We start from the raw sequence: 13,113 nt of genomic DNA, 5'->3' as shown, positions 1-13,113 counted from the left end.
GGCGCGCACGGTGGGCTGGATTGCGCAGTGGAGCGAGATGATCGCCGATCCGGACTACAAGATCGGCCGCCCGCGCCAGCTCTATATCGGCGCACCCCGACGCGACATACCGATGGGGTATGCCCAGGATCCTCGTCACGGGGCCTCGGCTGGGACAACGAAGCTGGCAGACGCTCGCGCGGCCGCTCGCGGCCAGGTCAAGTCAGCCGCATAGTCGGGTCGTGGCGGAAGCCTGCGGCGGCATCCGGCAGGTGGTGTCAGGGGCCGGCTGCTACGCCAAGACACGGTTGCGCGTGTCGCAGGTCGCAAGTAGCCGGTGTCACCGACCCGTCCCGACGAGCAATCGCGGTGGCAGAATCACCCACTCTTCCACGCACGCGAAATCCTCCGCTCCGGGCGCGGGCCTGACCGCCGTGATGCGGTCGAAATCGATGACGTCACCTGCGTAGTCGTGACACGCGGCAAGGCGTGCGCGCTCTGCCTCCGGTAGCACCTGGTAAAGAAGGCTCAAGTGCGGCTCCAGACGGTACGCGACCGCCGAATCCCCTCCGTTCCCTAGGGTGCTGCACCAGGATTCGACCTCGCTTGAGAGTGCATTCGCCAGACCGACGATATCGCCTCCGGACAGCGGCACGAACAGCGCCTTGAAGCGCACCGGCGAGTGGTCGGTCGGGCCTGCCCGCATTTGGAACGGTGCGAAGCGCTGCGCCACTTCATCGAGTGCAGCATCGAGGTCGGCATCCCGCGCCACGTCGCACACATGCAAGGTCACGTGCGGCAGGAAGCGAGGGGCATGATAGCGAGCGGACAGGTCGTCGATGCACTTCACGAAGCGCTGCATCGCGGCTTCGCCAAGCAGCAACCAGAACGCCACAGGCCTTTTCATCGGGCGACGGATCTCGCGCAGAGTGCGACGCGCGCGTCGCCACTCACGCTCCGCCGCACCGGGACCATACGGGAGGCTGTCCCTGTCCGTCCCATACCCCGGGAAAGCGGACGGCATCGACGAGCCGGTGCGGGGCGCCGATGTCGAGGAATGCGCCGTGCGCGAAGCGCACGCTGTTCACCGACAGTCCGGCCTGTATCGCCGAGGCGATCACGCTGCCGACCGGCCACTCGGGCGGCTTCGCTTCGTCGCGGCTTCGCACACGGGCGATCTGCGCCAACTCCACCACTTTCGCACGCAGGAACGCGGTGAAGCGCGGGCCCCATGCCGCCAGTATCCAGGTACTGCGCGGATCACCCAGGTCGGGATCATCTTCCTTGGGCACGAGTCGCAGCACGCGTCCGCTCGCATCGCTTTCCACGAGATCGCAAGCGTCCTCCGGCGGCGCCGGGAAGATGCCGACGACCACGTCTGCGGCGGTGGCGTCGAGGCGTGCGACAGTCTGCGCCAGCGCATCCGGCGGGTGGATCACGATGTCGGGAAAACCGACCACGACCGTGGCATCGCCCACGAAGGGGACCGCCTGATTCAGCGTGAAGGGCGGACCCCACGGCTCGTGCACGATCAGGTATCCGATGTCCAGGCCGAAACGCCGGCCGTCACCGAAATAGTCGGCGATGTCCCACTTGCCTCGACGCACGATGAAGAAGAGTTCACTACAACCTGCCCGCTTCATCTGCTCCACCAGATACTGCGCCACGGGCTTCGGTTGCGGATGACCTTCCCCGGCGCCCGGCTGAAACCCAACCGGGAGCAGTTCCTTGCTCCAGGGCATGTCGCCGAGCCGCGTCGCGTGCCCGGCTGCCGGAATGAGCCCGACGATCCGTCGCGCCGATGTATGTGGCATGTCACTAATGGGCGAGGTCTCGGTGCAGGTGTCGAAGCATGCAGTCTATCGCATCGCCGGGACCGAGCGCTCTCAGGACATCACACCGAACGAAGGCGCAGCAACCGCACCAACAGGAGGACGAAGGCGAAGCTCCAGCAGAAGGACGCGCCGAGGAGCAGCGCGCGTGGTTCGCCGACCCCCATGCCGGCCAGCAGACGCAGGAGCGCCGCAATCCCGACAAAGAGCGTGGCCCACACCGGCACCGGGGAGCGTGCAGGGTTCGACCGCGCTTTCAGCGACCACGTCATGTGCATGACGTTGAGCGTGAGCGTCCCCAGAGCGCCGACGGTAATGAGGTGAAGTACAGCCGTCTCGTGGCGACCGGCACCGAGCGCGAGACCATAGAGCAGGAGGCCGGCAGCGAGCCACCCGTAACCTGCGGCCAGGCAGAGGAGGTCTGGTCTGCCGCGCAGTTCCCACAGACGCCAGCGCATCAGGCGAATCACCGAGAGCGTCCCAGCCGCGCCGATGGCTGCGCCGGCCAATGTCCGCGCGTTCGTGAATGCGCAGGCGACGGTCGCGATCGCCATGACAATCAGTAGCGCTCCCTCGATGCGCGGTTGCACACGGGCTTCGAGCGTGCCGCCCTGGCGCTGAAAATGACCGGCAGCGGTTGGCCCGATGATGCGCCCGCCCATGAAGATCATGAGCACGGCGAAAAGCAGAACAGCGACGGCGGCAGTCCTGTGTTCCGCTGCCGTCGAGCCGAAGCGCATGAAAAGCGGCAGAACCACGGCACTCGCGCAGATCGCCGTCAGCACCATCGGCAGCGCTTGGTTGCGCCACTTCTTCGCGGCACCGAAGAGACGAGGCGTAACGTGCACGGCGAGCAGCACAGCGAAGGCGATGCTCGCCGCAGTCGCGGTGATGCCGTGCGTGGTAACGACGAACGACACGCGCGCGATCAGCCAGAGGACGACCAGGAGCGTCAGACGCGGAACCGCCATCGGACCAAGCTGATTGCCGGCGACAACGGCCAGGGCGAACCCGAACAGCATTTCGTGGGCATGCCCGATCGGCGACGCCAGTGCCGGGAAGGCACGTGTGAGGCCGAGCATGGCGAGCACGGACGCCGGCATCACGAAAATCGCGTAGAGCGTCGCCAGCGGAAAGAACACCGCATTGCCGGTAACGCCTCGACGCGGGCCAGTTCTGTCCTCTGACTCTCCCCTCTGTCTGTCTGCTGGCGCTCGATGGTCCGGCGCGTTGCCTCGCGACCTAATGACCTTCCGTCTCCCCTCGAGGGCCCAAGTGGGCGTGCTCCGGTCGATCAAGTCCAGCGCCTCGTGCCGGCCCGGTGGACGCCTTCGCTCGCCCGGTGCGCCCTGCGATTGCGGCGTTGTCTTCGATCATGTACTCAGCGCACGCGTCGGGAAACCTGCAGTCGCGATCACGGAGCCGTCCTTGAGGATAAAAAGCGCGTCGGCGCCCGGCCATTCTTCGATTACACGCGCACCGTTCTTGAACCCGAGCACGAAGACCGCGGTGGATAGGGCGTCCGCGTCCATGCCATTCGACGCAATCACGGTTACGCTGGCGAAGGTCTGCGGAGAGCGCCCGGTTTCAGGGTCGAAAATGTGGTTGTACGAGCGGTCCGCCGTGAAGGCGGTTTCGTAGTCGCCGGAAGTTGCCATGCAGCGATCGTCGAGCGCCACCGCCGCAACGAGCGCCTCCGCGCGGCGCGGGTCGCGGACTCCGGCAATCCAGGGTTTGCCTCCTTGCTTGTGTCCGAGAGGACCGAGTTCTCCGGTATCGACCAACGCATTTGCGATCCCGTGCGCTCGCAGCGCGGCGAGCGCCCGATCCGCGGCGAAACCCTGCGCGATTCCGTTCAGCGTGATCGCCATCCCCTCATGCAGGTGGACGCGCTCAGGCGTGATCTTCAACTCGCGATAATCCACCTTGCTGCGCTCACGCGCGATGGCGTCGTCGCCGGGAAGGCGACCTCGTTTGCACGCAGCGGCGTAGAGATCCCACAGCGGTTGCACGGTAATGTCGAATGCGCCGCCGGTGAGAATCGACACCTCACGCGCGCGCTGCAGCACGGACAACAGATAGGGATGCGGGTGCTCCAGCATTCCTTCGTGGTTGAGGTGGCGGATCTCGCTCTCAGGCCGATACAGGCTCATGATGCTCTCGACCAGTTCCAGTTCGTCGAAGGCGGCGCTGATCGCCTCCTCAGCCGTTTGCCTCGACGCATGCAGTGCGGTCATGCTGACTTCTGCGCCGAGTGCCCGCGAGGTGCGGTGAACGACTTCGAACTCGCCGACGCTGTCCGCCGCGCGCCGGCAACCGAAGCCGAGTCCGGCCAGACCTCCGGCGCTCGCCATCCCGAAGAGCAGTTGTCGCCTGTTCATTCCGACCTCCTTGCGGGCGCCTGCCTCCTTGCGGGCGCCTGCGGCTTCCCGCACGCGGCTCACATCCTTTCGTCCCGTATCACGCCACCGTCGAGTGCCACCATGTCGATCGTGATCTCGTTGAAGCGCAGCACCTTTCCGCCGTGCCGCTTCGCGAATGCCTGGGCATCGTCCTCGCGTGCAAACGACGCCAGCGTCGGTCCCATCGACCCGTGACGGCCGCTGCCCCGAACGTAGAAGGCGCCGCGGGCATCGATCCAGTGTCCGCGCGGCTCGTTCCAGTCGGCCTGCCCCATGTCCTGCACGAACAGCGCAACGACACGCTTCTGCTGTTCCGGCCGGAGATGAATCGAGATGAGTTCCATCGTGTCACAGAAGAAATCCGGCGATCCCCGGTCGTAGTGGATCTGTCCCTTCGGTCCCGGATAGTCCGCCAGCACCATGCCGTCCAGCGCGCAAGTGGTGTCTCGCGTGATGTCCACGGGCGCAACCGTTGCCGCCTGCTCGCTGCATGCAGCGAGCAGGAGCACCGCGAGCCCGATACGCGTAAGCGCGCTGCATGCTCTTGCCAACAGGGTGTCGCCTTCGCAAACGCACGTATTCATCTGAATCTCCAGATCGCAATTGCAAGCGGGCAGACGATCCACAGCAACATCGCCGATCCCATCAGCCATGGGCTCGCGAGCGAATCCGGGAACACGGTCGCAAGTCCGTACCATTGCCGCGCATCCTCGTAGCCGAAGACGTTGAGGATGCGAAAGACGTCGGCAGGGTTCAGCAGCAGCAGCGCGGGAAACAAATCCAGGCTGTAGCGGCCTTCGGCTGCCACCAGCAGGCCGAGCAGCAGCAGGTCGTAGATCAGCACGTAGAAGAACCACAAGCCGATGGCGATGCCGCTCGCGCGTATGCGATCGCCGGCCAGCACCGAGATCAGCACCGCAATGCTCAGGAACGCCCAGCCCAGGAGGAGCGCGCTCAGCAGGAACCTCCCGTACTGCAATAGGGCATCGAAGCCGACGCGGTATGAAAGCATCACGCCGGCGAGTCCGAACCCCGCGACGGTCGAGAACGCGAGCGCCAGCGCGAGGCCGAAGTACTTACCGAGCAAGAGTTCGAAGCGGGTGAGCGGCATGGCCAGCAACAGTTCCAAGGAACCCTTGTCGCGCTCGCCGACGATGGCGTCGTAACCCAGGATGAGCGCGATCAACGGCACCAGATAGATGACCAGGCTGACCAGACTCGCGATCGTGGCATCGATGCCGCGGAAGCCCACCGCGCCCTGTTGCGCGGCGCCCAGGTATGCGATCACGAGTGCGAACACGGTGAACACCGCGGCCACAGCGAGCACCCAGCGGTTGCGGATGCGATCCCAGAATTCCTTCTCCGCGATCGCGACGATCTGCCCGACCTGGATGCTGCTCATGCGAGATCCGTGTAACCGAGGAAGACCTCCTCCAGCGAAGGCTCCTCGATGTGAATATCGCGCACCTGGTCACCCAGCCCGGAGAGCGCACCGAGCACGCGCATCTTCTGACTGCGCGTGCACCGCAGGTACGCCGTCGAGCCCGCCACCCGAATGATCTCTCCATCGGGCAGCGCGCGCCGCAGTGCGCCTTCCGCTCCGTTGTGCAGCGTCACCTGGATTGCGAGCGGGAGATTCAGTTCCTCACGTAGCCCCTGCACGGTGCCGAGCGCCTTGATTCTGCCGGCGTCCATCAACGCCAACCGATCCACGCGCTGCTGGATCTCGGCGAGGATGTGCGAAGTCAGGATGGCGGTGGTGCCGGTCTCGCGGAGGGTGTCGAGTATCCGGTAGAACTCGCGGATACCCTGCGGATCGAGGCCGTTGGTGGGCTCGTCGAGAAACAGGAGACGTGGCGCCCCGAGCAGTGCCTGAGCAAAGGCGAGCCGCTGCTTCATTCCCTTCGAGTACTCACCCACGGAGCGGCGGGCTGCATCGGCAAGACCCAGGCGCTCTAGGAGCGCCACGCAGGACGCCGGCTCCGCACCCTTCAGGCGGGCGAAAAAGCGCATGGTCTCGAGCCCGCTCAGGTTGTCGTAGAACGCGATGCTCTCCGGCACATAGCCGATGCTGCGGCGCACCTGGCGGAAGCGCTCGCCGCGTACGGGCTCACCGCAGACGCGGATGTCCCCCTGCGTTGCCGGCATGAGTCCGAGCATGAGTTTGAAGAGCGTGGTCTTGCCGGCGCCGTTGTGCCCGATGAGCCCGAGCAGTTCACCCTCGCGCACCGCCAGATCGACCCCGTCCACCGCCCGCGTCTGATGGAAGTGCTTGGCCACACCCCTGACCTCAACGACGCTGCTGGCCAATCCAGGTGCTCCACCCGACGTTGGAAGGGCGCATGCGCGGGTGCTTGTCGATCACGCTCGGACTGCGCAGCAGCGGAAACTGCTTCGCGATCATGCGCAAGGTCTGCACCGCCGGGCTGTACAGCAGCAGCTTCACCAGCGGATGCTTCCAGGTGAGACGATCGATCACGTCGTTCGCTTCGTACGCGACATCGCCGATGCCGTTCGCGTCAGCGTCCCAGCCGATGTAGTTGCTCCAGTAGTTGCCGTTCTGCTTGCCCCATTCCTCGTCGCGCGCGGCAACGAAACGGATCTGACTGTGGTTCTGGATGAAGTCGTTGCCGTCCACGTCATTGTGGATCGACCCCGCCCACAGATGCACGCCAACGCGGTTGCCTATGACGAGATTGTTGCGGATCGTGTTGTACTCGGCGTCGTAGACGAAGAAGCCGCGGTTGTTGCCCGCGACGACGTTGTTTTCCACTGCCGAATCCTGGATGGTGCGCAACATGATGCCGTGGTCCGAGTTGCCCCAGGCCCGATTGTTCCGCACCACCTGGTTGCGCACCTCCATCAGGGCGAGACCGCCGCGATTCAGGTACGACTCGTTGTCCTCCCACAGGTTGTGGTGGGAGTTCATATAGTGCGTACCGTAGCGCAGATGATGAATCCGGTTGCCGCGAAACACCGCATGGTGCGAGACGTCCACGTAGATGCCGTCGCGCGAGAAGCTGATGTTGTTGTCGACGATCTGCGCGCCGGTGGTGTTGTAGAGCTGGATGCCATTGCCGCGCTGCGCGGACGCGAGGTCGCGCTTGCCGGCGATCAGGTTGCTGCTGATCTGCACGTCCTTCACCTTGTTGAGCCAGATACCGAACAGGTTGTAGACGAGATCGTTGTTGCGGACGATCAGGCGATCGGCGCCCGGTTCGACGTAGACGCCGGCGTTCTGTGCGCCCAGGTCGGCGCCGCTGTCGCGGATGATGAACGCCTCGATCACGACATCGGCCGCCTTCACCCGGACGACATCGCCGGTGTTGCCTCCACTCAAGGTCGGACGGTTTACCCCGATGAAGTGCAGCGGCTTGTCGATGACCAGATGTTCCTCGTAGTGGCCGCGCTCGACGCTTACCGTGTCACCCGGCTGCGCCTTCTGAATTGCCGCGGCAATCGACTCGCCCGCGCGCACCACGTGCTCGGCTGCCTGGCTCGCCTGCGCGAACGAAGCGCCCACGATGAGAAGCAACAGCGTGACAGCCTGCTTCGCTGGCGATCCGCTACTGGATCTGCTTGATCGGAATGTAGTATCCATCGGCGCCGATCGGGGTGAGCGGCAGTCCGGCGCGGCTGCGCCGCCTGCGTTCTTTGGAAAGTGGCGGACAGGTGTGGGGATCGTAGTAGAGAATCTGGCATCCGAGGCACAGCAGGCACTCGCGTTGGTCGATCCGCCCCAGGTCGTCGATCGCGAGCGATCCGCAGCCTTTCTGACACGCATGACAGGTCTGGCATTCCGCCTTGCGCTTGAGCGGCACTGCGCGAATCGTGGTCGGAATCGCGAGGCCGGCGCCGAGCGGACACAGGTACTTGCAGAAGGGCCGCTCGGTGAACATCGACACCACGAAAAGCGCGACCCAGTACGCCACGAACGGCCAGGCGCGGGTCCAGAAGCAGCCCACCAGGAAGGTGGACTTGAACGGCTCCACCTCCGCCATCTTCTCCGCTGTCCCGATGGAGTAGAACGACAGCGCGACGAGAAGCGCGAAGATCCCGTACTTCAGCCACTTGAGCTTGTTGTGCCAGCGCATCGGCAGGTAGAACTGATAGCGCTTGAGACCGATCGCGCCCGCCACCTTGTGGGCGAGTTCTGCCAGGGAACCGTAGGGACAGAGCCAGCCGCAGAAAAGCCCGCGCCCCCAGATGAACACGGTAATGATGATGAACCACCAGAAGATGAAGATGAGGGGGTCGGACAGGAACAGTTCCCAGCGCCATTCATAGACGAGCGAGTGGAACCAGGTGAGCACGTGGGTGATGCTCGGTACCGCCATGGCATAGAAGCCGACGAACAGGATGCTCGAGATCCAGAACGCATACTTGGGATACTCGACCCAGCGATGGTCCTTCCGCGTCGCGCGGCGCACAAGCTTGTCGCGCGACGCGTACACGGCCGTCACGGCCGCCAGGAAGAGCACGAAGACGCTGATTTCGAGCGCTTTCGCTTTCCACACCTTCACCCAGGTCGGCTCCGGCCGTTCCACGACCGGACGCCCGTCTGCGAGGTAGCGCGCCGGGAGCCAGTACTCGCTGTCGAAGCTGGCAAAGGTCCGTGCGCCGGTCTGCTGATCGACCTTACTGCTGAGAAACACGAGACTCCACGGGTAGGCGGCGCTGAAGCTCGGGTCGCGGATGATGAAGATGCCCGATTCTCGATACGACGGCGCGCCGGCCGCTTCGATACCGTACAGATTGAGGTAGTCGAGGTCGCGGAAGGTGAAGGTGTCGAGCCCTTGGGCGACCTGAATGCGGTCGAAGATACCGCCGCGTACGAATCCCGAGCCCTTGAACGAAGCAGCGCCGTTCGACACGATGAAGATCGCGTGCTCGTTGGGTTTGAGATCCGCCATCAGGCGGCGATACGCTTCTGCACCGAGCACGTTGCGGCCGATGTTGGATGCGTTGAGATAGCCGAAGTAGAGATCGATGTAAGGCTGGCCGGCGTCCGCCTCCCCCACCTGCGCCGGCTTGATGGTGAGCCGCTGGATGCTTCCCTCCTCGACGAGCGCGCGCCAGTCGAGTTTCTCCGATACGTCCGTGAACCGGGCCTGCGGCTTCGGTTGCGCCTTGATGATTCCCACCTGCCGGGCAACCTCGTGCGCCGAGCGCATGATGACCTGGTTTTCCGCAATCACCGTCACCGTCGCGCCGCTGATGGCGTCCACGCCGACGTGGCCTGCGGCGCCGCGCGTCTTGCCTACCTCGACCTTGTCGCCGGCAAACTTGCCCACGTACTGGCCGATGAACCTGACGAGCGCCGATTCGGGAATGCCCAGAAGCAGGATCGGCTCGCTGTGCTTGAGGATGCGCACGCCGGTGATGACACCGCGGGTATCCATGCCCATCAGCGTCACCACCGGTTTGCCGGAGTAGGCGGGGATGTCGACGATGTCGGTGGAGAGAAAGACGTAGCCGACGAGGCTCTTTCGCCCGTCCTTCGTGGCGTAGGCTTCGGCGTAGGGAGGTCTGCCCTTGCGCGGGGCGAAGCTTTCCGCGCCGGGGATCACCTCCTTGCACGGCACATGGGCGCACAGCTCCGGATCGCTCGCGAGCTGCGGCGGTAGCGGCGCCTCGTACGAGTCGGCGATCGCCGGCGCAACGCCGGTCGCGAAGCAGAGTGCCGCAATCAGCGAGAGGAAAAGCCTCGACATCTCACCGCATCCGGTTACCAACCAGACAACTACCGGCGGGAGCGCGCCCCCCGCCGGCGGTGCACTGCGGATTACGCTTCGACCAGCATCCGGCTGCGCATCTCGAGGTGCAATGCGTGGCAGAAATGGGTGCAATAGCACCAATACACCCCTGGCTTGTCGGCGACGAACGTGACCGATCGTGTTTCCCCCGGATTTACGATGAAGTTCACGTTGTATTTCTCGATGCCGAAGCCGTGGGTCAGGTCTTCGATCTTGTCCATGTTGGTAAGTATCACCGTCACTTCATCGCCACGCTTGACCCTGAACTCGGGCATGCTGAACTGGGGTGCACCCGAGGCAAGAAAGACCGTGACCTTCTTGCCGCTGCGCTCCAGGCGGCTGTCCTTGGCGAAATCCTTCAGGGCATTCGGGAATTCGTCGGGGTTGTAGACCTGCCGCGTCTTGATCTTGTCGCGCTTGACGATGATGAAGTCGTGCGGTTCAGGATGCGCCGGATGGTCGGCGAGCAGCTTCATCTTCTCGCCGCTGATGTCGAAGAGCTGCTCATTCTCATCGTGCAGCGGACCGACCGGCAGATAGCGATCCTTGGAGAACTTGCTGCCGACGACCAGCCACCGGCCGTCCGCATCACGGGTCTCGGCCATGCTGGCGTTCAGATGCCCCGGCTGGTAGTGGCAGTCGATGCGATCGAGCACGACCTTCACGTTCTTGTCTCCCTTGAACGCCTTGATCGCCGCGTCGATGTCCCACTTCACCACCTGGCTGTCGAGGAACAGCGTGGTGTAAGCATTGCCCTTGCCGTCGAAGGTGGTGTGCAGCGGTCCCAATCCCACCTCCGGCTCGGCAACCACGGTGTCGCGGGGCTCCTTGAGCTCACCGTCGAACCACTTGAGGATCAGCGCGAGATCGATCACCGAGCAGGTCGGCGAAAGCTTGCCGGAGGCGATGAAGTACTTCCCGTCCGGGGTGGCATTCACGCCGTGGGGATTCTTCGGAATCGGCACGTAGCAGATGAGCGCGGTCTTCGGATCCTGATTGGCCTCCTTCGTCCCGTCCGCGACCGGCACCTTGGAGGTGCCGTAGGTCTTGAACTTGCCGTCCTTGATCGCCTGTTCGACACGAGCGATGTTGACGAACACGACGTTGTCGCGCTCGGCCACCATCATGTCTGTGAAAGTTGCACCGTTCTCGCTGTTGTACTGGTTCCACGCCGCGAGCTTGCCGTCGTACGAGGTGGCGAGCAGGTCCATGTTGCCGTCGACCCGGCATTGCCAGCGCACCTCCATGGACTCGGAGTCGATGCACGTCACCAGGCTCGCGTACTGATCCGGCTTGTCGAGGTCGCGGCCGTCGTTCGGCAGCGGCACGGCGAACTCCGAGCCCACGAAGAGCCGGGTGGTGTGATTGATCGCGGGATCGACCGGATCACGCTTGTCCGGGCAGGCGCCATGTAACCCCTGCACGTTCGGCAGCTCGGTGATCTTGTCGCATTCGAAAGTGTCCAGGCGGATGCGCGCCAGCCGGCTGTTCAGCTTGTCGTTGGTCCACGCGTACTTTCCGTCGTACGTGCCATCGGCGTAGGAGGCCACCGGATGGTGAGAATCACCCGTGGTGTAGATGAGCGTTCCGTCCGGTCTGGTGCCGAGAATCTTCTTGGACTCGTTGGTCTGCCCCCAGCCGCTCATGATGTCCGGCTGGAACACGGGAATGCGCTTGATCTCCCGCATGGAGGGTACGGCGAAGACGCGAAACTCCCCCGAGTGCCCCCCGCTCCAGAACCCGTAATAGGCATCCAGTTCGCCCGGCGGCACTTCGTGCGCGGCGTGATGCGCCGTGGCCGCGGCCGGTGTTGCAGACGTGGCCGGGGCAGTTTCGGAGGCAGTCTTCGGTGGCGGCGGCGTCTTTTCCGAGGAGTCGCACGACGCAAGCCCCACCGACAACCCTGCCCCTGCCAGCCCTACGGCCGCTGCGGTGCCTAGGAATTTGCGGCGCCCTGCGTCCTCGGGAACGACCTTGTCCGCTACCGGTTGTCGATCGACAGCCATTTTGACCTCCTCCGCAAAGGTTTCTGTCTACCAACGTCTCGCGCCATTGGGGCTCGGAGCGACGGGAAACGCGACTTACGTTGATACGTTGGATCGCGGAGAGATACCTTGATCCATATCAATTCGGCAAAGAGAGCACACGCAATCGGCCGGCTAGTGGCTCGTCCCTTCCGACCGCGTGATTTTGTTCCAGACGTTGTACTTGCCGACCGGCTTCTTCATCGGTAGACGTTTTACTTCCCTGAGCGTCTCGGTGTCGTAGATCACGAGCGCACCGTCCTGCTCCCAGATCGACACCAGCGCGTAGCGTCCATCGCGCGTGAACTCGACGTGGGCCGCGGTCTTGCCCGGCTCCGGCCGCAGCGTTTGCGCGACCTCCAGCGTGCGCTTGTCGATGAGCTGCATGGTGTCCTTGTCGCGACTCATCATCGCATCCACCCAGGCGTAGGGCGTGGCTTCGTGACTGCGCATGAAGAACGCGGGGCCGAGCGTGGGAATCTCCTTCACCACCTGCCAGTTCTCCATGTCGATCACGCTCACCACACCCTCCTTGAGATTCGGTGTGGCGAGCACCCGTCTGCCGGCGTGCTCCCACGAGATGCCCGATCCCAGGTGCGGCAGCCCCGGCAGCGGCACGTCCGCGATCTTGCGGCGGACGTCCAGATTCACGACCTGCCCCCGGCCTCCCGTGCGCGCCGCACCGATGACATAGGCGTAGCTCGGATCGAAGAAGAAATCGTCCAGCACGTCGTCGAGTTGCGTGCGACGGGCGTTGAGCTTGCCCGCCTGCGCGATGCCTTCGCCGAGCTTGTAGTCGTGCACGAGCCCCTCGTAGATCGGCTCGGCATTGTCGTCGTAGGAGATCTCCCAGATCTCCGGGATGTCCTTCAGCGCTGCGACGAAGCTCTTGCGCGGCGCCGCGTCATACACGGCCGACACGCGCGAGCTCTTGCCCTGGCGATCGCGCACGTCGATCACCTTGACGAGCGCGAGGTCACGCGCATCCAGCACCACCAGCGTGTGCGGCAGGTAATTGGCCACCATGACGTAGCGGCCGTCGCCGGACACCGCGACGTTGCGCGTATTGATGCCGGCACGCACCTCGGCCACCGTCTTCAGGTTCCACAGATCGAACTTG

Annotated in this window: 11 protein-coding genes; all 11 read right to left on the bottom strand. The window is 64.2% G+C overall.

Annotated elements, in window-relative coordinates; translation table 11 throughout:
• Positions 1-319: 319 nt before the first annotated feature.
• Positions 320-886, bottom strand: a complete 567-nt coding sequence (locus JNK68_01725; GenBank protein ID MBL8539067.1) for a 2'-5' RNA ligase family protein — start codon at positions 884-886, stop codon at positions 320-322.
• A 43-nt stretch (positions 887-929) separates the two neighbouring features.
• Positions 930-1,793, bottom strand: coding sequence for a dTDP-glucose pyrophosphorylase (locus JNK68_01720; GenBank protein ID MBL8539066.1), 864 nt, complete (start codon positions 1,791-1,793; stop codon positions 930-932).
• Positions 1,794-1,873: 80 nt separating this feature from the next.
• The gene (locus tag JNK68_01715; GenBank protein ID MBL8539065.1) at positions 1,874-2,953 is read right to left on the bottom strand and encodes an NnrS family protein; all 1,080 of its coding nucleotides are present in this window, start codon (positions 2,951-2,953) and stop codon (positions 1,874-1,876) included.
• 231 nt (positions 2,954-3,184) lie between these two features.
• Positions 3,185-4,192 (bottom strand): FAD:protein FMN transferase, encoded by a 1,008-nt coding sequence (locus JNK68_01710; GenBank protein MBL8539064.1) that lies wholly within the window; start codon positions 4,190-4,192, stop codon positions 3,185-3,187.
• Positions 4,193-4,251: 59 nt separating this feature from the next.
• The gene (locus tag JNK68_01705) at positions 4,252-4,797 is read right to left on the bottom strand and encodes a nitrous oxide reductase accessory protein NosL (protein ID MBL8539063.1); all 546 of its coding nucleotides are present in this window, start codon (positions 4,795-4,797) and stop codon (positions 4,252-4,254) included.
• Positions 4,794-5,606 carry an ABC transporter permease gene (locus JNK68_01700; GenBank protein ID MBL8539062.1) on the bottom strand — a complete coding sequence of 271 codons (813 nt, stop codon included), beginning with the start codon at positions 5,604-5,606 and terminating at the stop codon, positions 4,794-4,796. The genes JNK68_01705 and JNK68_01700 overlap by 4 nt, the downstream gene beginning before the upstream one ends.
• 5 nt (positions 5,607-5,611) lie before the next feature.
• Positions 5,612-6,523 (bottom strand): ABC transporter ATP-binding protein, encoded by a 912-nt coding sequence (locus tag JNK68_01695; protein ID MBL8539061.1) that lies wholly within the window; start codon positions 6,521-6,523, stop codon positions 5,612-5,614.
• A complete protein-coding gene (locus JNK68_01690) occupies positions 6,504-7,814 on the bottom strand; it encodes a nitrous oxide reductase family maturation protein NosD (protein ID MBL8539060.1) in 1,311 nt (436 codons plus the stop codon). Before JNK68_01690 ends, JNK68_01695 begins: the two co-directional genes overlap by 20 nt.
• The gene (locus JNK68_01685) at positions 7,780-9,927 is read right to left on the bottom strand and encodes a 4Fe-4S binding protein (protein MBL8539059.1); all 2,148 of its coding nucleotides are present in this window, start codon (positions 9,925-9,927) and stop codon (positions 7,780-7,782) included. Before JNK68_01685 ends, JNK68_01690 begins: the two co-directional genes overlap by 35 nt.
• 71 nt (positions 9,928-9,998) lie before the next feature.
• Positions 9,999-11,975, bottom strand: a complete 1,977-nt coding sequence (locus tag JNK68_01680; protein MBL8539058.1) for a nitrous-oxide reductase — start codon at positions 11,973-11,975, stop codon at positions 9,999-10,001.
• Positions 11,976-12,128: 153 nt separating this feature from the next.
• The coding region (locus JNK68_01675; GenBank protein ID MBL8539057.1) for a cytochrome C oxidase Cbb3 at positions 12,129-13,113 on the bottom strand (985 nt) is incomplete at its 5' end.

Source organism: Betaproteobacteria bacterium, assembly GCA_016791345.1.
Classification (GTDB): domain Bacteria; phylum Pseudomonadota; class Gammaproteobacteria; order Burkholderiales; family JAEUMW01; genus JAEUMW01.
Note: the sequence above shows the minus strand (reverse complement) of the source record. Positions and strands in the feature narration are given on the sequence as shown.

Bases quoted from the DNA above. Each gene is read 5' to 3' on its own strand.
- JNK68_01725 (MBL8539067.1), bottom strand. From the start codon at position 886: ATGAAAAGGCCTGTGGCGTTCTGGTTGCTGCTTGGCGAAGCCGCGATG.
- JNK68_01720 (MBL8539066.1), bottom strand. From the start codon at position 1,793: ATGCCACATACATCGGCGCGACGGATCGTCGGGCTCATTCCGGCAGCC.
- JNK68_01710 (MBL8539064.1), bottom strand. From the start codon at position 4,192: ATGAACAGGCGACAACTGCTCTTCGGGATGGCGAGCGCCGGAGGTCTG.
- JNK68_01705 (MBL8539063.1), bottom strand. From the start codon at position 4,797: ATGAATACGTGCGTTTGCGAAGGCGACACCCTGTTGGCAAGAGCATGC.
- JNK68_01690 (MBL8539060.1), bottom strand. From the start codon at position 7,814: ATGGATACTACATTCCGATCAAGCAGATCCAGTAGCGGATCGCCAGCG.
- JNK68_01685 (MBL8539059.1), bottom strand. From the start codon at position 9,927: ATGTCGAGGCTTTTCCTCTCGCTGATTGCGGCACTCTGCTTCGCGACC.
- JNK68_01680 (MBL8539058.1), bottom strand. From the start codon at position 11,975: ATGGCTGTCGATCGACAACCGGTAGCGGACAAGGTCGTTCCCGAGGAC.